The 15676-nt window shown below is 60.3% G+C and carries 19 protein-coding genes; 16 read left to right on the top strand and 3 right to left on the bottom strand.

Annotated elements, in window-relative coordinates:
- Window positions 1-44 precede the first annotated feature (44 nt).
- From fliH to flhB, 15 genes are all read left to right on the top strand, one after another.
- Complete coding sequence (fliH, locus tag ACZ5WQ_RS08440) at window positions 45-836, top strand: flagellar assembly protein FliH (protein ID WP_233048259.1); 792 nt, start codon at window positions 45-47, stop codon at window positions 834-836.
- A complete protein-coding gene (gene fliI, locus ACZ5WQ_RS08435; protein WP_228247222.1) occupies window positions 833-2185 on the top strand; it encodes a flagellar protein export ATPase FliI in 1353 nt (450 codons plus the stop codon). Before fliH ends, fliI begins: the two co-directional genes overlap by 4 nt.
- Complete coding sequence (gene fliJ, locus ACZ5WQ_RS08430) at window positions 2178-2633, top strand: flagellar export protein FliJ (protein WP_088273567.1); 456 nt, start codon at window positions 2178-2180, stop codon at window positions 2631-2633. The genes fliI and fliJ overlap by 8 nt, the downstream gene beginning before the upstream one ends.
- 73 nt (window positions 2634-2706) lie before the next feature.
- Window positions 2707-3012 carry an STAS domain-containing protein gene (locus tag ACZ5WQ_RS08425; protein WP_088273568.1) on the top strand — a complete coding sequence of 102 codons (306 nt, stop codon included), beginning with the start codon at window positions 2707-2709 and terminating at the stop codon, window positions 3010-3012.
- Window positions 3013-3014: 2 nt separating this feature from the next.
- Entirely contained in the window at window positions 3015-4748 is a 1734-nt protein-coding gene (locus tag ACZ5WQ_RS08420; protein ID WP_464383565.1) for a SpoIIE family protein phosphatase, read from the top strand.
- 38 nt (window positions 4749-4786) lie between these two features.
- Entirely contained in the window at window positions 4787-5122 is a 336-nt protein-coding gene (locus ACZ5WQ_RS08415; RefSeq protein ID WP_228247224.1) for an Hpt domain-containing protein, read from the top strand.
- A 90-nt stretch (window positions 5123-5212) separates the two neighbouring features.
- Window positions 5213-6619: a flagellar hook-length control protein FliK gene (locus ACZ5WQ_RS08410; RefSeq protein ID WP_285676362.1), complete on the top strand. Its 1407-nt coding sequence runs from the start codon at window positions 5213-5215 to the stop codon at window positions 6617-6619.
- A gap of 234 nt (window positions 6620-6853) precedes the next feature.
- Window positions 6854-7360: a flagellar basal body-associated FliL family protein gene (locus ACZ5WQ_RS08405; protein ID WP_233048254.1), complete on the top strand. Its 507-nt coding sequence runs from the start codon at window positions 6854-6856 to the stop codon at window positions 7358-7360.
- A 9-nt stretch (window positions 7361-7369) separates the two neighbouring features.
- Window positions 7370-8341, top strand: coding sequence for a flagellar motor switch protein FliM (gene fliM, locus ACZ5WQ_RS08400; RefSeq protein ID WP_088273571.1), 972 nt, complete (start codon window positions 7370-7372; stop codon window positions 8339-8341).
- 34 nt (window positions 8342-8375) lie between these two features.
- On the top strand, window positions 8376-8849 hold the full coding sequence (fliN, locus tag ACZ5WQ_RS08395; RefSeq protein ID WP_269686987.1) for a flagellar motor switch protein FliN: 474 nt from the start codon (window positions 8376-8378) through the stop codon (window positions 8847-8849).
- Complete coding sequence (gene fliO / locus ACZ5WQ_RS08390; protein ID WP_228247227.1) at window positions 8849-9289, top strand: flagellar biosynthetic protein FliO; 441 nt, start codon at window positions 8849-8851, stop codon at window positions 9287-9289. The genes fliN and fliO overlap by 1 nt, the downstream gene beginning before the upstream one ends.
- Entirely contained in the window at window positions 9289-10038 is a 750-nt protein-coding gene (gene fliP, locus ACZ5WQ_RS08385; RefSeq protein WP_172409631.1) for a flagellar type III secretion system pore protein FliP, read from the top strand. The genes fliO and fliP overlap by 1 nt, the downstream gene beginning before the upstream one ends.
- Window positions 10039-10049: 11 nt before the next feature.
- Complete coding sequence (gene fliQ / locus ACZ5WQ_RS08380) at window positions 10050-10319, top strand: flagellar biosynthesis protein FliQ (protein WP_088273575.1); 270 nt, start codon at window positions 10050-10052, stop codon at window positions 10317-10319.
- A complete protein-coding gene (gene fliR, locus ACZ5WQ_RS08375) occupies window positions 10319-11095 on the top strand; it encodes a flagellar biosynthetic protein FliR (protein WP_269686989.1) in 777 nt (258 codons plus the stop codon). Before fliQ ends, fliR begins: the two co-directional genes overlap by 1 nt.
- Window positions 11095-12225, top strand: a complete 1131-nt coding sequence (flhB, locus tag ACZ5WQ_RS08370) for a flagellar biosynthesis protein FlhB (RefSeq protein WP_269686990.1) — start codon at window positions 11095-11097, stop codon at window positions 12223-12225. Before fliR ends, flhB begins: the two co-directional genes overlap by 1 nt.
- A gap of 13 nt (window positions 12226-12238) precedes the next feature.
- Here the strand turns inward: flhB and ACZ5WQ_RS08365 are convergent, their stop codons facing one another.
- Both ACZ5WQ_RS08365 and pomA read right to left on the bottom strand, forming a co-directional pair.
- The gene (locus tag ACZ5WQ_RS08365; protein WP_464383564.1) at window positions 12239-13153 is read right to left on the bottom strand and encodes a flagellar motor protein MotB; all 915 of its coding nucleotides are present in this window, start codon (window positions 13151-13153) and stop codon (window positions 12239-12241) included.
- On the bottom strand, window positions 13153-13926 hold the full coding sequence (gene pomA, locus ACZ5WQ_RS08360) for a flagellar motor protein PomA (RefSeq protein WP_088273579.1): 774 nt from the start codon (window positions 13924-13926) through the stop codon (window positions 13153-13155). Before pomA ends, ACZ5WQ_RS08365 begins: the two co-directional genes overlap by 1 nt.
- 150 nt (window positions 13927-14076) lie before the next feature.
- Here pomA and ACZ5WQ_RS08355 point away from each other — a divergent pair, with 150 nt between their 5' ends.
- The gene (locus tag ACZ5WQ_RS08355; protein ID WP_269686991.1) at window positions 14077-14793 is read left to right on the top strand and encodes an SIMPL domain-containing protein; all 717 of its coding nucleotides are present in this window, start codon (window positions 14077-14079) and stop codon (window positions 14791-14793) included.
- A 3-nt stretch (window positions 14794-14796) separates the two neighbouring features.
- On the opposite strand, the gene ACZ5WQ_RS08350 is transcribed toward ACZ5WQ_RS08355, so the two are convergent.
- Window positions 14797-15576, bottom strand: a complete 780-nt coding sequence (locus tag ACZ5WQ_RS08350; RefSeq protein WP_464383563.1) for an alpha/beta fold hydrolase — start codon at window positions 15574-15576, stop codon at window positions 14797-14799.
- Between the last annotated feature and the right edge of the window lie 100 nt (window positions 15577-15676).

Here is a 15676-nt window from a genome sequence, read left to right as displayed (position 1 = left end):
CGCGGTGGTATGCTGGCCGGGTTTTCCAAGCGGGGTAGGGTGTCATGTCGCAGGTCAAGAACGAAAGCGAGCTGTTGCGCAGTGGTGATGTATCAGCGTTCAGTCGCTGGGATCTGCCGAGCTTTGACGCCGAGCCGCATCATATTCCACTTGAACGAGCGGCTGAGGCTGCGGCCAAGCCGGAAGCCGAAGCAGAAGCGGCGGCCGATCCGCAGGAGCTGGACGTGGAAGCGGTCAAGCCTTTCACCGTGGAGGAGCTTGAGCAGATCCGCGAGGAAGCCTACAACGAAGGCTTTGCCACCGGAGAAAAGGACGGCTTTCATTCCGGTCAGCTCAAGGCGCAGCAGGAAGCCAAGACTGTGCTGGCCAAGCGCACTGCCGAGCTGGACGCCCTGATGGCCCAGTTGATGGCGCCGCTCAAGCAGCAGGACGAGCAGATCGAAGACATGCTGCTGATGCTGCTGGAGCAGATGCTGCGCGCCGTGCTGCAGCGGGAAATGCAAGTCGATCGGGCGCAGGTGGTCAACGTCCTGCGTTCGGCGCTCAAGGCGCTGCCGGTGGGTGCCGAGAATATCCGGATTTACCTCAACCCCCTCGATTTCGAAAGCATCAAGGCCCTGCGTGAGCGTCACGATGAGAGCTGGCGTCTGCTTGAGGACGATCAGTTGATGCCCGGCGGCTGCCGTATTGAAACCGAGCACAGCCAGGTTGACGCTACGCTGGAAACCCGTCTGCAGCAATTGATCGCGCAGCTGTACGAGCAGCGCCGCGAGCAACGTGCGCATCCTCCCGCCGCCGATTTGCCGATTTCCGAGCGTGGTGCGGATCCGCAATGAGCAAGCCCCAGCGCATCAGTTTCGCCCGACGGCTGTCGGGGTATCAGCAGGCGCTGCACTTGCCGGCGCAGCCGGTGGTCGAGGGCCGCCTGATCCGTATGGTGGGTCTGACCCTTGAAGCCGAGGGCTGCAAGGCGCCGGTCGGCAGCCGCTGTCTGGTCATCAGCGACACGCTGCAGGGCGAGAGTCAGATCGAAGCCGAGGTCATGGGCTTTGCCGGCAGCAAAATTTATCTGATGCCGGTTGATCGTCTCGAGGGGCTGCAGCCAGGGGCTCGGGTGGTACCTTCAGCCGGTGGCGGCAAGCTGCCGATGGGGTTTGCCATGCTGGGCCGGGTAGTGGATGGCATTGGTCGTCCGCTGGACGGCAAGGGTAACTTCAAGGCCGAAGACTGGGTGGATATCAACGGCCCGACGATCAATCCGCTCAAGCGCCACCCCATTGAAGAAACGCTGGATGTCGGCATTCGCTCCATTAACAGCTTGCTGACGGTCGGCCGTGGCCAGCGTCTCGGCCTGTTTGCCGGCAGCGGTGTCGGCAAGAGTATGCTGCTGGGCATGATGACGCGCTTCACCGATGCCGATATCACCATTGTCGGGCTGGTTGGCGAGCGGGGCCGGGAGGTCAAGGAGTTCATTGAACAAATCCTCGGCGAGGAGGGCATGGCGCGCTCGGTGGTGGTTGCCTCTCCTGCCGATGACGCCCCCTTGATGCGGTTGCGCGCTGCAATGTATTGCACCCGCATCGCTGAATACTTTCGTGATCAGGGCAAGAACGTGCTGTTGCTGATGGACTCCCTGACCCGCTTTGCCCAGGCCCAGCGCGAGATTGCATTGGCCATTGGCGAGCCGCCGGCGACCAAGGGTTATCCGCCTTCGGTGTTTGCCAAGCTGCCACAGCTGGTTGAGCGCGCCGGCAATGCCGAGCAGGGCGGAGGGTCAATTACCGCGTTCTACACGGTGCTGTCCGAGGGGGATGACCAGCAGGATCCGATTGCCGACGCCTCGCGGGCGATTCTCGATGGGCACGTGGTGCTGTCCCGTCGCCTGGCCGAAGAGGGGCATTATCCGGCCATTGATATCGAAGCTTCGATCAGTCGCGCCATGCCGCAGATTGTCCCGCAGGCGTATTTGCAGAAGGCGCAGCTGTTCAAACAGCTCTATGCCCGTTATCAGCAAAGTCGGGATCTGATCAGTGTGGGTGCCTATGCCGCAGGCTCGGACCCGTTGACGGACAAGGCAATGGAAAAGATGCCTTCGATGCAGGGCTTTCTGCGTCAGGGGTTGCACGAGAGCGTGTCGCTGACCGACAGTCAGACCGGCCTGGAACAGATTCTGGGCAATGAGTGAAGCGCGTATTCGCCGGCTTGCGCCGGTACTGGATATGGCGCTGGACGAGGAGCGCAAGGCAGCCAAGGTGCTTGGACAATGCCAGAAGCAGTTCGAAGAGGCTGAGGTTCGTTTGCGTGATCTGGAATACTACTGCTCGGAATACGCCAAGGGTTGGAGCCAGCGGGGCTCCCAGGGCGTTGGTCGCGACTGGTTGATGAACTACCAGCGCTTCATGGCGCAGATGGAGGTGGCGATTGATCAGCAGCGGCAGACCGTACGCTGGCATGGCGAGAGTATCGACCGTGCGCGAGAGCACTGGCGCCAGCGCTATCAGCGGCTCGAAGCGTTGCGCAAGCTGATCGAAAAGTATCGGCAAGAGGCGCAGGCCAGAGCAGACAGGCAGGAGCAGAAGCTGCTCGACGAGCTATCCCAGCGCGCCCACTCGCAGCGCACAAATAATTCCTGACAGTAGCCGGACCCTGTGCTAAAACAAATTCTGAGTTGGCGTTTGCCAGCGTAGGACCTGACAGGGAGAAAACATGTCGATTCAGGCGTCAATGTCCACCGATAGCCAGGTTTTGACCATCAGCGTAAACGGGCGTTTTGACTTCAGTGCCCATCAGGATTTTCGCAACGCCTATGAACGTGGCGGCTTGACACCCAGGCAGTATGTCGTTGACCTGCAGGATACCGACTATATCGATAGCTCGGCGCTGGGCATGCTGCTGCTGTTGCGTGATCATGCTGGTGGCGACAGCGCCGATGTGCGTATCGTTCACTGTAACCCGGATGTACGCAAGGTTCTGAGTATCTCCAACTTCGAACAGCTGTTCAGCATCGAATAATCATGTCCAGTACCGGCGCTGACGGCATAGACCCGGATCAGGGTGCCCGGCCGCTGATGGTGCTGGTGGCTGATGACAACCCTGCCGACCGCATGATCCTGCGGCGCCTGGTCGAACGCCTTGGGCACCAGGTCCATGAGGCAGAGCATGGGCAACAGGCCGTCGAGCTGTTCGCCTTGCATTCCCCCGATATTGTGCTGCTTGATGCGCTGATGCCCACCATGGACGGCTTTGAAGCAGCCCGCAGGATCAAGCTTCATGCGGGTGAGGATCTGGTGCCGATCATTTTTCTCACCAGCCTGACGGAGACGGGTGCGCTGGTGAAGTGTCTCGAAGCCGGCGGTGACGACTTTTTGACCAAGCCCTATAACCCGGTGATCCTGGAAGCCAAGATACGCGCGTTCCGACGCATGCGTGAAATGCATCAGACCCTGCAAAGCCAGCGCGATGTCATCGCCGGGCAGCATGCCGGGCTGCTGCGGGATCAGCAGCTTGCCAAAATCGTGTTTGACCGGGTGGCGCACGCTGGTGCACTGAATGACAGCTGCCTGCGTTACCTGCAATCGGCCTACGCGATGTTCAATGGCGATATTTTGCTGGCGGCGCACCGACCGTCCGGTGAGCTGCACCTGCTGCTGGGCGACTTTACCGGCCACGGGCTCTCTGCCGCGATCGGGGCGATGCCACTGGCTGAAGTGTTTTATGCCATGACCGCCAAGGGGTTTGCGCTGAGGGATATTCTGCTTGAGCTTAATGGCAAGCTTGGCCGCATCCTGCCGGTGGGGATCTTCTGCTGCGCAGTACTGATCGAGCTGAACGCCGCCAAGGGGCTGGTGGAAGTCTGGAACGGCGGTCTGCCTGAGGTGGTGATTCTCGGCCGCGATGGCGCGTTGCTGCAGCGGGTGCCGTCCTCCAATTTACCGCTTGGGGTGGCCAATCGTGAGCGCTTCAATCCCGAGCCGATGGTGATGGCAATGCAACCGGGCGAGCGTTTGCTGTGCTGGACCGATGGCATCATTGAATGCCGCAATGCTGCGGGCGAACAGTTTGGCGAGCATGGGGTGCTGCAGGCGGTCGCTGCGCATGCCGGTCGGCCGGATGAGGTGTTTGACGGGTTGCTTGACGCTCTGGCGCATTTCCACGGCAGTGCAGAGGACGATATCAGTCTGTTACAGGTTGTCATGCCAGAGCGTGAGCTGGCGCAGGCGGTATTGCCCGCGGCCTTTGGGGCGACAGCCCAGACAGTGCAAGACTGGCAGCTGAGCTACACCTTTCGCGCGGCAGCCATTCGCGAGCAGAACCCGTTACCATTTCTGATGCAGACGCTGATGTCGGTACAGGGGCTGCGCAGCCGCGCCGGGAGTCTGTTCACGGTGCTCAGCGAGCTCTACAGCAATGCTCTCGAACACGGCCTGTTGCGACTGGAGTCAGCCTGGAAGCAGGACTCCGACGGCTTTGCGTTCTACTATCAGGAGCGCGGTGCCCGTCTGCAGAGGCTGGACAATGGCTGGATTCGCTTCTGGCTGGACCACCAGCCTGTTGCCGGGGGTGGTTGTCTGACCATCGAGTGCGAAGACAGTGGCGCCGGTTTCGCGTCGCCTGATACCTCGGCTGACTATGCCGGGCGCGGGCTGGCGCTGATCAGCGCGTTGGCCGATGAGGTCAGCTTCAGCGCGCAGTGCAGCCGGGTCAGGGTGGTCTTCCACTGGTCGCTTGGGCATACTGATCCGCACTGAGAATTGAACATACCCCCATCGAAAAGGAATACAGCGCGATGGCAGATCGCAAGCCGGACATGGATGTGACTGTGCAGCAGGGCCTGCGGGAGTTGATGCAGGATGACTACCCGCTGTTGCTGGAGACGTTTCTGGCCGATGCCGGCAAGCGTTTGCGTCAATTGCACGACGCCCTGGCTCAGGGTGACATGAATGCCTACCGTCAGGCAGCGCACAGCTTCAAGGGCAGCGCCGGCAACATGGGAGCCCTGGCGCTGGAACAGGCCTGTCTGGACGCCGAAGCCGCTGGCGTAGCGGGGGATCAGCAGGTCGCAGCCAGCGTGCTGATCGAGATTGAGCAGGCGTTTGACCGCCTGCAACCGTTGCTCGCGTAGTCTTTACTTCCCACGTTTTCAATATTGGCCCGCAGTTTGCAGATACTCTCCTGACATATTGGCCAAGCCTTTTCAGGTGGAGATGACATCATGCCGGTCGGGCAGAATCTGATGGCGCTTTTCAGCGCCGACTTTTCCCGTGACACAGTCTCCGGTATTGCTTCCGGTCGCAGCAAGGCAGGCGATTCCGGGGCAGTGGCGGCGTTTTCGGCGATTCTTGCCGAGCAGACGCCAGAGGATCTGGATGCCCTGATGCAGCAGCTTGCTCAGGCGACCGGCGCGGACCAGGCGGCGCTGCCGCTGCCTGCCCTTGTTGCCGCAGACGGCAAGGATTTGCCGGAAAGCATGCAGAGCTGGTTTCAGCAGTTGGCGCAGCTGGTCGGCGCCGCCGACGCCGCCTCTGCAGAGGATGTGGCTACGGGCGATGGGCTGGCTGGGGATGACTCCGACAGCATCCTGGCGGGAATCAGTGAACAATGGCAGCAGTGGCTCGCACGTCTGCCGAGTCAGGAAGCTCCCGCTGACACTGAAGCTGGCGACGGGGCTTTGACGCCTAGCGTCAATCCTGCTGCCGCTGCGCTTGTCGCTGTTGAGGCAGCGGCGCAGGCTGCTCCTGCTGAGGATGAGGCGGGTGACCCGCTGCTTGCGGGCGCAGGACGCGGCCCGTCCGGAGCCGATCTGGCTGCGCAGCTGCGCGCGCTGCTGCGGGGTGACGCTCAGGCCGGCGCGTCCGCCGATGCGTCTGCCCGCGAGGCGGCAACCCGGGCGGCGGAGGGCACCACAGCTCAGGCTGAGGCCGGTAGTCGTCAGGTGCTCTCCGACACCCAGCAGCAGCGTGTGCTGCAGGGGGTGGGCGGTGAACAGCCGGCCTCTGTCGGCAAGCTTATCGAGCAGCTTGAGTCACGCCTCGCGGCGCGCGCTGGCGGCCTGGATGCTGAATCAGCTGATGCCGGCAAGAGCGCCGCGGCGGCGCAATTGCATGCCAATGGGCAGTCTGCGCTGACCGCTCGACCGGTCACTGGCGTGGCTCAGACCCTGGGTGTACCCATGGGGCAGGCCGGCTGGAGCGAGGCGGTGGTCAACAAGGTGATGTGGATGTCCAGCCAGAATGTGAAGTCGGTTGAGATTCAGCTCGATCCGGCTGAGCTCGGGCCGCTGGAAATCCGGATTCAAACCCGTGGACAGGAGCACCAGGTGCAGTTTGTCAGTCAGCATGCAGGCGTGCGCGATGCGCTGGAAGGGCAGATGCATCGACTGCGGGAAATGTTTACCCAGCAGGGGGCATCGCTGGTCGACGTCAACGTATCCGATGGCTCGGCGGATGGACGTCAGTCCCAGAGCGCTTTCGCCGGTCTGGCGGATCAGGGTGGCAGCAGTGGCCGCGGCAGTCATGGCGCTGCTGCGTCCCATGGTAATGAAGACATGCCAGTCGATGATCCTGTCGCCACACTGCAGACCCGACTGGCGGCCGCGCGGCTGGTTGACTACTACGCCTGATACACCCGCTCGGGGTTATCTGACATCGAGGTAGCTTCGGCTGCCTCGGTTCTGTCGCCCGGCCCGCACCGGGCAGCAAAGACATTTTTCCTTCAAGTCAGTATCCTATGACCTTTGCTGGCGCGTCGGTATTGCTGCAGTGCGCTGGAGCGCACAGTTGGCCTGATACTGGCACGCTGGATGCATGCATCTACATGAACCGTGGCTGAAAGGCCTAATTGACGGAATATTGGCATGGCAAAGCAATCGGAATCTGTCGAAGACGACGTGCAGGAAAAGCCGGCAAAGAGCCGCAAGAAACTCTTCATACTGATCGGTATCGGGCTGCTTGCTCTGCTGATCTCGGCGGGCGGCGTTGCCTTCTTTCTGCTCGGTGGCGAGGATGCCCCCGAGCAAGAGGTGCCGGCAGAGCCGGTACAACAGGAGGCCATTTATCAGCCGCTGGATCCAGCCTTTGTCGTCAACTATGCAGTGTCCGGTCGCCAGCGCTACATGCAGGTCAGTGTGGTGCTGATGAGTCGCGATGCCGCCGGCATGGCCAAGCTCAACCAGCACCTGCCGCTGATTCGCAATCAGCTGGTAATGCTGTTCGGCAGTGAGGATTTCGAGTCGCTGATGACTCCTGAAGGCAAGCAGGCGCTGCGCGACAAGGCGACCCTGGCCGTCAAGGCGTTGCTTGAAAAGGAAGTAGGTAACCCGGTCATCGAATCGGTGCTGTTTACCAACATGGTTCTTCAATAGGACACATCTATGGCCGTACAGGATCTGCTGTCCCAGGATGAGATCGACGCCCTTCTGCATGGTGTGGATGATGGCGCCATTGATACCGATCTCGACAGTGACCCCGGTTCGATCAAGAGTTATGACCTGACCAGCCAGGATCGTATCGTACGTGGGCGTATGCCGACGCTGGAAATGATCAACGAGCGTTTCGCCCGCTACACCCGTATCAGCATGTTCAACCTGATGCGTCGCTCCGCTGACGTGGCCGTTGGCGGCGTGCAGGTGATGAAGTTTGGCGAGTACGTCCACACCCTGTATGTGCCGACCAGTCTCAATCTGGTGAAGATGAAGCCGCTGCGCGGCACGGCCCTGTTCATCCTGGACGCCAAGCTGGTGTTCAAGCTGGTCGACAATTTCTTTGGTGGCGATGGTCGTCACGCCAAGATCGAAGGGCGTGAATTTACGCCGACTGAGCTGCGCGTCGTGCGCATGGTGCTGGACCAGGCGTTTGTGGATCTCAAGGAAGCCTGGCAGGCGGTTCACGATGTCACCTTTGAATACGTCAACTCCGAGGTAAACCCGGCACTGGCCAACATTGTCAGTCCGAGCGAGGTGGTGGTGGTCTCAACCTTCCATATCGAGCTCGATGGCGGCGGTGGCGATCTGCATGTCACCATGCCCTATTCGATGATCGAGCCGCTGCGCGAGGTCCTTGATTCGGGCGTTCAGTCTGATGTGGACGAGCATGACGAGCGCTGGGTGCGTGCCCTGCGAGAAGAAATCACCGGTGTGAAGGTGCCGCTGAACGCGACCGTGGTCAAAACCGAGCTCAAGTTGCGTGATCTGCTGAGCATGCAGGCAGGTGATGTGATTCCGGTGGAGATGCCCGACTATATGGTGCTCTGTGCCAACGGCGTGCCCACCTTCAAGAGCAAGCTGGGGTCGGTCAAGGGCAACCTGGCGCTGCAGATTCTTGGGCCGGTCACGCGACCGCGCTGACCGACCACCACAATCAATAACAGGGGACAGCGAGATGGCTGACGACAACAAACCCGATGAAATCAGCCCGGAAGAGCAGGCTCTGGCGGATGAGTGGGCGGCGGCGCTGGATGAGGCCGGTAACGCCAATCAGGACGACATTGATGCGATGCTGGCTCAGACCGGTTCGCAGCCACGCATGCCGATGGAAGAGTTCGATGCCCCGGCACGCACCAGCCGCTCCGCCGAGGACATGGACCCCGGCGACAGCCCGAATCTGGACGTCATTCTTGACATTCCGGTCACCATCTCGATGGAGGTCGGCAATACCGAGATCACCATTCGCAACCTGTTGCAGCTGAACCAGGGCTCGGTGGTGGAGCTGGATCGGCTGGCCGGGGAGCCGCTGGACGTCAAGGTCAACGGTACGCTGATTGCACATGGTGAGGTGGTGGTGGTGAACGAAAAGTTCGGCATCCGTCTGACCGACGTGATCAGCCCCTCCGAACGCATCAAGAAGCTGCGTTGATGCGCACGTTGATCGCGACGCTTTTGGCGTCTGCGCCGTTGCAGGTGCTGGCGCAAGGGACTGAGCCTGCAGCCGTCGCGGCAGTGGGCAATGTCGGCGGCGGATCACTGGCCTTGCAGCTTGGCCAGTTGGCCCTGGGGCTGGGGTTTGTGGTTGGCCTGATTGTGCTGCTGGGGTGGCTGCTGCGTCGAGTCGGCCCGCTCGCAGCCCAGGGTGGCCAGCATATCCGTCTGGTCAGCAGCCTGCCGCTCGGGCCTCGCGATCGTTTGCTTCTGGTTGATGTGGGGGGGACGCAGATGCTGCTCGGGGCTTCCCCAGGTCGTATCAATACATTGCATGTGTTTGACCATCCGGTGGCGGATCTTCAGGCCGATGTCGCAGCCAATGGCGATTTTGCTCGCAAGCTGCAGGCGCTGCTGAAAAGAGAGGGGCAATCGTGATGCGCTGGCTGGGACTTTTCCTGATCCTGCTTGCGCCGTCGGTTCTGGCCCAGTCGGCAGCTGATCCGCTGACCATGCCGGCGATCACCTTGAGTACCGACAGCGAGGGGCAGCAGACCTATTCGGTCAGTCTGCAGATTCTGCTGCTGATGTCGGCGCTGACCTTTATTCCCGCCTTTGTCATGATGATGACCAGCTTCACCCGGATCATCATCGTGTTCGCTATCTTGCGTCAGGCGCTGGGCTTGCAGCAGACGCCGTCCAGTCAGGTATTGATCGGTCTGGCGCTGTTTCTGACCCTGTTTATCATGGCGCCGGTGTTCAGCAAGATTAACGAATCGGCCCTTCAACCCTATCTGAATGAGCAGATGCAGCCGCAGCAGGCGCTGGAAGCGGCCAGCCTTCCACTGCGTGAGTTCATGCTGGCGCAGACCCGTGAGACGGATCTGGAGCTGTTTGTACGTCTGGCCAAGCGTACCGATCTGACCGGGCCGGACGAGGTGCCGTTTCATATTCTGGTGCCGGCGTTCGTGACGTCCGAGTTGAAAACCGCCTTTCAGATCGGCTTCATGATTTTCATCCCCTTTCTTGTCATCGACCTGGTGGTGGCCAGCGTGCTGATGGCCATGGGTATGATGATGTTGTCACCATTGATCATATCGTTGCCGTTCAAGATCATGCTGTTCGTGCTGGTTGACGGCTGGGCGCTGATTATCGGTACCCTGGCCGCCAGTTTCGCGGTTCCCTAGGAGGCCTGCAGATGAGTCCGGAAGTGGCGGTTGGTCTGTTCAGTCAGGCGTTGTGGCTGACCTCGGTGGTGGTCGCCATTGTGGTTCTGCCCAGTCTGGTCATTGGTTTGATCGTCGCCATGTTTCAGGCTGCGACCCAGATCAACGAGCAGACGCTCAGTTTTCTGCCGCGTCTGCTGGTCACCTTTATTACGTTGATCTGGCTTGGCCCCTGGCTGGCTACCCAGATGGTCGAATTTACCGACACGCTGTATCGCCAGATTCCCGGATTGATCGGCTGATGATCGAGTTGTCCAGCGCCGAGCTCAGTCGCTGGGTGGCAAGCTACCTGTGGGTGCTGTTTCGCATAGCCTCCCTGTTGATGACCATGCCGGTACTTGGCACCCAGCTGCTGCCTGTGCGCGTGCGTCTGTATTTCGCATTGGCTCTGACCTTGCTGATTGCGCCGCAGGTGGGTGAGGTGCCGTTGCTGGACGCGCTGTCCCTGAGTACCTGGATAGTGATTGGCGAACAGATCCTGATCGGCGCGGCAATGGGCTTCTCGTTGCAATTGCTGTTTCAGGTCCACGTGTTGGCGGGGCAGATTATTGCAATGCAGATGGGCCTCGGTTTCGCCTCCATGAATGATCCGTCGACCGGCATTTCCGTTGCTGTGGTGGCGCAGGTGTTTACCATGCTGGTCACGCTGCTGTTTCTGGCGATGAACGGCCATCTGGTGGTGCTGGAAGTGCTGGCCGAGAGTTTCACTACTCTGCCAATCGGAGAGAGTCTCGGGCGTATGGACTTTCAGGCCCTGGTGCTGCGCTTTTCCTGGGTGATGGCCGCGGCCATTCTGATCGGTATGCCGGCCATTACCGCGCTGCTGATCGTCAATATCTCATTTGGCGTCATGATGCGCGCGGCACCGCAGCTGAATATCTTCTCGATCGGTTTTCCGCTGACGCTGGTTTTCGGCCTGTTCATCATGTGGGTCATGATGGGTAACGTACTGGGGCAGTATCAGGAGCTGGCGTCGGATGCGCTGATCTGGCTTCGCGGTTTGGTGAGGGCGAGCTGATGGCAGAGTCCGACAGCGGTCAGGAACGCACAGAGGAACCCACGAGCAAGCGACTCAAGGAGTCGCGTGACAAAGGGCAGGTTGCGCGCTCGCGCGAGCTCAATACGCTCGCCGTCGTGATGGTCGCAGCGGTTGGCTTGCTGATGCTGGGCCCGGCAATGGCGCAGAAGATGATGGACCTTATGGTCTTCAATTTCTCGCTGGAGCGTGAAGCGCTCTATGGTACCGATGCCATGGGGTTGCATCTGTTTGCCTCCTTGCGCGAGGGTCTGGAGATCCTCGGGCCGCTGTTTGGCCTGTTGCTGATTGCATCCATTGTCGGCCCGATCATGCTCGGGGGCTGGCTGTTCAGCATCAGCTCGCTGGCGCCGAAGTTCGAGCGCATGGACCCGTTGGCGGGTCTCAAACGGATGTTTTCGATCAAGGCGCTGGTGGAGCTACTCAAGGCGCTGGCGAAGTTTCTGGTGGTACTGGGTGTGGCGCTGGTGGTGCTGCAGGTGCGCACCGAGGACTTGCTCAGCATGGCCAAGGAACCGCTGCCGGCCGCCATCATTCACAGCGCCTGGGTGCTCGGCTGGTCGCTGCTGATTCTGTCCTGTTCGCTGATTTTGATCGCAGCGGTGGATGCGCCTTTCCAGCTGTGGGATCACAAGCAGAAACTGCGTATGACCAAGCAGGAAATCAAGGATGAGTACAAGGATTCCGAAGGCAAGCCCGAGGTGAAATCGCGGATCCGTCAGTTGCAGCGGGAAATGGCCGAACGGCGGATGATGAGCAAGGTGCCGCAGGCAGACGTCGTCATTACCAACCCGACCCATTTTGCGGTTGCCTTGAAGTATGATCCATTGTCTTCTGGTGCGCCTGTGGTACTCGCCAAGGGGGCTGATTTTATCGCCCAGCGTATTCGCGAGGTAGCTAACGAGAACCAGATCATCATTCTCGAGTCGCCGCCGCTGGCGCGAGCAGTTTATTACAGCACCGAGATCGACCACGAGATTCCATCCGGGCTGTATCTGGCTGTGGCGCAGGTGCTGGCATACGTATTCCAGTTGCGCCAGTATCGGGCGGGGCAGGGTAAGCGGCCGGGGCCGATGCCGGACCCGACCATCCCGGATGATCTCAAGCGTTGAGGCTTAAGCCAGTTCAGGGCTGGCTGGCTGGCGCCTGATGCAGTTCCAGATCCTGAATCAGATCGCCAAGATCCTCCTCCATCAGACGGCGCAATTCGGTTTCGTACTCTTCAATGGAACCGGACAGATCAAGAATAATTTCCACCCGGCGATTCAGGGCGCGGGTCTCTGGCCACTCGTTGCTGGCCCGCGGGCGCGTTTCTGCATAGCCTTGTACGCGCATGCGTTCGGGTTTGATCGTCTCGTTGTACAGCAGCGCGTTGGCTACCGAGGATGCACGGGCGGCCGACAGATCCCAGTTGGACTGGAAGCGGCTGGTGTTGATGGGAATGTTATCGGTATGGCCTTCGATGGTGATTTCACCCGGCAGCTCTGCGAGTACCGTGGCGATGCGATCGAGCATGTCCTGGAACTCTGGGGTCATCTCTGCTGAGCCGGAGGGAAATGAATCCTTTTCCTCGACCCGAATGATGATGCGCTTGCGGTCATTTTCCAGCTGCAGACGACCTTGAGCCAGTTCGTTTTCGAGCACGTCGCGCAGGGCATCCATGCTGGTGTCGATCTGCTCTTTGGTGGTGTCCTGAACCTGCTTCTGGACATCCGCTTCCAATTCCTCACGCAGTGTTTCGAGCTTTGGATCCTGTTCGGTCGTTTGCTGGCGTACGCTGTCTACCGGCGTTGGCTCTGGCTTGCCTGGCGAGAACTTGTCAAAGATAGGGCTGGTTCCCATGGGGATCTCCAGCGCCGGTACCTCGCGTTGCACGCCAAAGGCCGCAGACAACTCGCCGGCGATTTGCTTGAACTTCTGCGCGTCGATCTCGGAGAACGACAGCAGCAACACGAAAAAGCACATCAGCAGCGACATCAGGTCGGCAAAGGTCATGACCCAGGCGGGTATGCCCGGGCTGTCGTCTTCCTGCTCTTCCATCAGCCTTCCTTCGCCTCTTCGCCCGTCTTGCCGCGCTTCTCGGCAGGCAGGTAGCTGCTCAGCAGTTGCTCGATAACCCGAGGGTTGGTGCCTTCCTGAATGGCGAGGATGGCGTCAATCCAGAGCGATTGCATGCGCGCCTCTTCGGTCATGCGCAGCGCCAGCTTGTCGGCAATGGGCAAACAAACCATGGTGGCCAGCATCGCGCCGTACAGGGTTGTCAGCAGTGCGACCGCCATGGCCGGGCCAATGGATTTGGGGTCTTCCATGTTGGACAGCATTTGCACCAGACCGATCAGCGTGCCGATCATGCCCATGGCCGGGCCGACATCGCCGAGGGCTGAGAAAATTTTGGCCCCCCAGCGGTTGCGCTCCATGGTCAGCACCCGTTCCTTCTCGAGAATGGCTTTCACGGTCTCCTGGGGATGACCATCAATCAGCAGCTGGATGCCGCTGGCGAGGAAAGGGGAGGCGATTTCCTTTTCCTCGAGGGCCAGCAGGCCGGACTTGCGGGCGATGGTGGCGAGCTCAACCAGTTCGTTGATGCTGCTCTCGGTATCGGGCAGCTTGAATCGAAAGGCGCGGCCGGCAACTTTTATGGCGCCAATAAATTGGCCAACATTGAATTTTGCAAGTACCACAAACAGGCTGCCACCAAACACGATAAGCATCGATGGTACGTTGAAGAACACCTGAGCGCCGGTGCCCAGCAGAATGGATGCGGCGATGATGCCGAGTGCGCCGATCAGGCCAATCAGGGTTGCGAGATCCAACGGGGACTCCTGGGGTGTGTTGCGACGGGATGCACAGCAATGATCGCCCGCATTAGGGCCATAGCGGCTATTCTAAGGGGGATGGCCAAGATTGCAAACGCCGATTGAAGTCGGCTTTGTGCCAAATTTACCGGTATTCGGAGCGTTGTCATGGCGGGAGTTGCTCGTGTGTCCTCAGGCTCGGTGTTGGCAGCGGTGCTGCTGGCAGGAGCGCTGGTCTTTATCGGATTTAGTCTGAAAACCGGGTTGCTCGAGTTTCGAGGGGCCGACCGGATTGTCAGTGTCAAGGGATTGGCGGAGCGTGAATTACCGGCTGACCTGGCTCTCTGGCCGATCAATTTCAGTGTTGCGGGCGACAGCCTTGATCGCCTTCAGGCAGACGTCGAACATCAGCAGGGGCTGGTACGGTCTTTCCTGCTGCTCAAAGGGTTTGAAGAGCAGGACATTCAGTTGTCGATGCCCAAGATAGTCGATCAGCACGCCAACAGTTACGGGGCTAATCTGCCACCCGAACGCTACCGGGCCGAGGTGACGGTTCTGGTTCGCACGGCGGATGTGAATGGCGTCAAGGCAGGCATGCAAACGGTCGGGGAGCTGGTCAAGTCGGGGGTCGCGCTTACCCAGAGTTATGAATTTCAGCCCACCTTTCTGTTCACCCAGCTGGACTCGATCAAGCCTGACATGATCGCGGATGCCACCCGTGACGCGCGCGCCGCTGCGGATCAGTTTGCCCGCGACTCCGGCACCTCCGTGGGCGCCATTCGGCGCGCCTCCCAAGGTTACTTCTCGATTGATGATGTTGATCCGTTTACCCCGGAGATCAAGCGAGTGCGGGTGGTGACCAACATCGATTACAGCCTGGAGTAGCGCCTAACCTGCTGTGTGCCGGCGGACAAACTCGCTGATCTGCAGCGGCCAGCGCTGCAGGTCGCTGGCGCTGTCAATGATGTGCAATTCCGCTACTGGCAGTGCCTCAGCCAGGAGCTCCGCGCTTTGTGTCGGATGAATCGGATCATCGCGCCATCCCAGAATCAGTGTCGGCACCTCAAGTTGACGCAGTGCGCTGCGGGCCGGCAGGTCGCAGGCGCAGGCAGCCTCAAGTATCGCGCTCAGTGTTGGCGGGTGCATGGCACTGAGCGCCTGTTGTGACGCTGTGGCGTGCTGCGGATGGGCTTGCAGCAACCAGTCAGGCAGGGCGGGGTTCTGCATTGTCAGATTGACCAGGCTGGCCAGGCCGCGTTGCTCGATGATGCGTTGCATCTGTCGATAGCGGCGTACCTGCCTGGACCTCGTCTGCCAGGCGGTTGGCGGGGTTGCCAGAATGAGGCAGGAGGTCAGTTCGGGGGATTTCAAGGCTGCGAGCAGTGCGCTGGCCGCGCCCATCGAGTGGCCGCCCAGTGCGCGCGGCAACGCGGTGTGCGCGCTGGCAATGGCGAGTAAGTCGTCAGCCTGTGCACTCCACAGGTAGGCTGCGCTGTCTGTGCCTCCCGGTGAGTGCCCGTGCCCGCGCGTATCGTAGCGCACCCGGCACACCCCGTCGTTTTCTGTGGGGTGAAACCAGCCGGTGCGGGTTTCGAAGTCCATGGAGTGCATCAAGCCGTGTGCCCAGACCAGAACGGGTCCCGAGCCGGATACTGTTGTGTTGAACATGCAGGTGTCATCATCAAGGCCGAATTGCCAGATTAACAGACGGGTATGCCACTGACAGCCGCAAACTGCCGAATTAGACTGTCTGACTTATTTTTCCGGG

The sequence above is a fragment of the Halopseudomonas sp. T1L2 genome (assembly GCF_055397385.1).
This window is presented reverse-complemented; position numbering and strand designations above follow the sequence as displayed.

What these genes read in the sequence shown, in the direction of transcription:
- fliI (WP_228247222.1), top strand. Translation starts at nt 833, where the DNA reads ATGAGCAAGCCCCAGCGCATCAGTTTCGCCCGACGGCTGTCGGGGTAT.
- fliJ (WP_088273567.1), top strand. Translation starts at nt 2,178, where the DNA reads ATGAGTGAAGCGCGTATTCGCCGGCTTGCGCCGGTACTGGATATGGCG.
- fliO (WP_228247227.1), top strand. Translation starts at nt 8,849, where the DNA reads ATGCGCACGTTGATCGCGACGCTTTTGGCGTCTGCGCCGTTGCAGGTG.
- fliR (WP_269686989.1), top strand. Translation starts at nt 10,319, where the DNA reads ATGATCGAGTTGTCCAGCGCCGAGCTCAGTCGCTGGGTGGCAAGCTAC.
- ACZ5WQ_RS08410 (WP_285676362.1), top strand. Translation starts at nt 5,213, where the DNA reads ATGCCGGTCGGGCAGAATCTGATGGCGCTTTTCAGCGCCGACTTTTCC.
- ACZ5WQ_RS08425 (WP_088273568.1), top strand. Translation starts at nt 2,707, where the DNA reads ATGTCGATTCAGGCGTCAATGTCCACCGATAGCCAGGTTTTGACCATC.
- ACZ5WQ_RS08415 (WP_228247224.1), top strand. Translation starts at nt 4,787, where the DNA reads ATGGCAGATCGCAAGCCGGACATGGATGTGACTGTGCAGCAGGGCCTG.
- ACZ5WQ_RS08420 (WP_464383565.1), top strand. Translation starts at nt 3,015, where the DNA reads ATGTCCAGTACCGGCGCTGACGGCATAGACCCGGATCAGGGTGCCCGG.
- ACZ5WQ_RS08355 (WP_269686991.1), top strand. Translation starts at nt 14,077, where the DNA reads ATGGCGGGAGTTGCTCGTGTGTCCTCAGGCTCGGTGTTGGCAGCGGTG.
- ACZ5WQ_RS08405 (WP_233048254.1), top strand. Translation starts at nt 6,854, where the DNA reads ATGGCAAAGCAATCGGAATCTGTCGAAGACGACGTGCAGGAAAAGCCG.
- ACZ5WQ_RS08365 (WP_464383564.1), bottom strand. Translation starts at nt 13,153, where the DNA reads ATGGAAGAGCAGGAAGACGACAGCCCGGGCATACCCGCCTGGGTCATG.
- fliQ (WP_088273575.1), top strand. Translation starts at nt 10,050, where the DNA reads ATGAGTCCGGAAGTGGCGGTTGGTCTGTTCAGTCAGGCGTTGTGGCTG.
- flhB (WP_269686990.1), top strand. Translation starts at nt 11,095, where the DNA reads ATGGCAGAGTCCGACAGCGGTCAGGAACGCACAGAGGAACCCACGAGC.
- fliM (WP_088273571.1), top strand. Translation starts at nt 7,370, where the DNA reads ATGGCCGTACAGGATCTGCTGTCCCAGGATGAGATCGACGCCCTTCTG.
- fliH (WP_233048259.1), top strand. Translation starts at nt 45, where the DNA reads ATGTCGCAGGTCAAGAACGAAAGCGAGCTGTTGCGCAGTGGTGATGTA.
- fliP (WP_172409631.1), top strand. Translation starts at nt 9,289, where the DNA reads ATGCGCTGGCTGGGACTTTTCCTGATCCTGCTTGCGCCGTCGGTTCTG.
- ACZ5WQ_RS08350 (WP_464383563.1), bottom strand. Translation starts at nt 15,576, where the DNA reads ATGTTCAACACAACAGTATCCGGCTCGGGACCCGTTCTGGTCTGGGCA.
- fliN (WP_269686987.1), top strand. Translation starts at nt 8,376, where the DNA reads ATGGCTGACGACAACAAACCCGATGAAATCAGCCCGGAAGAGCAGGCT.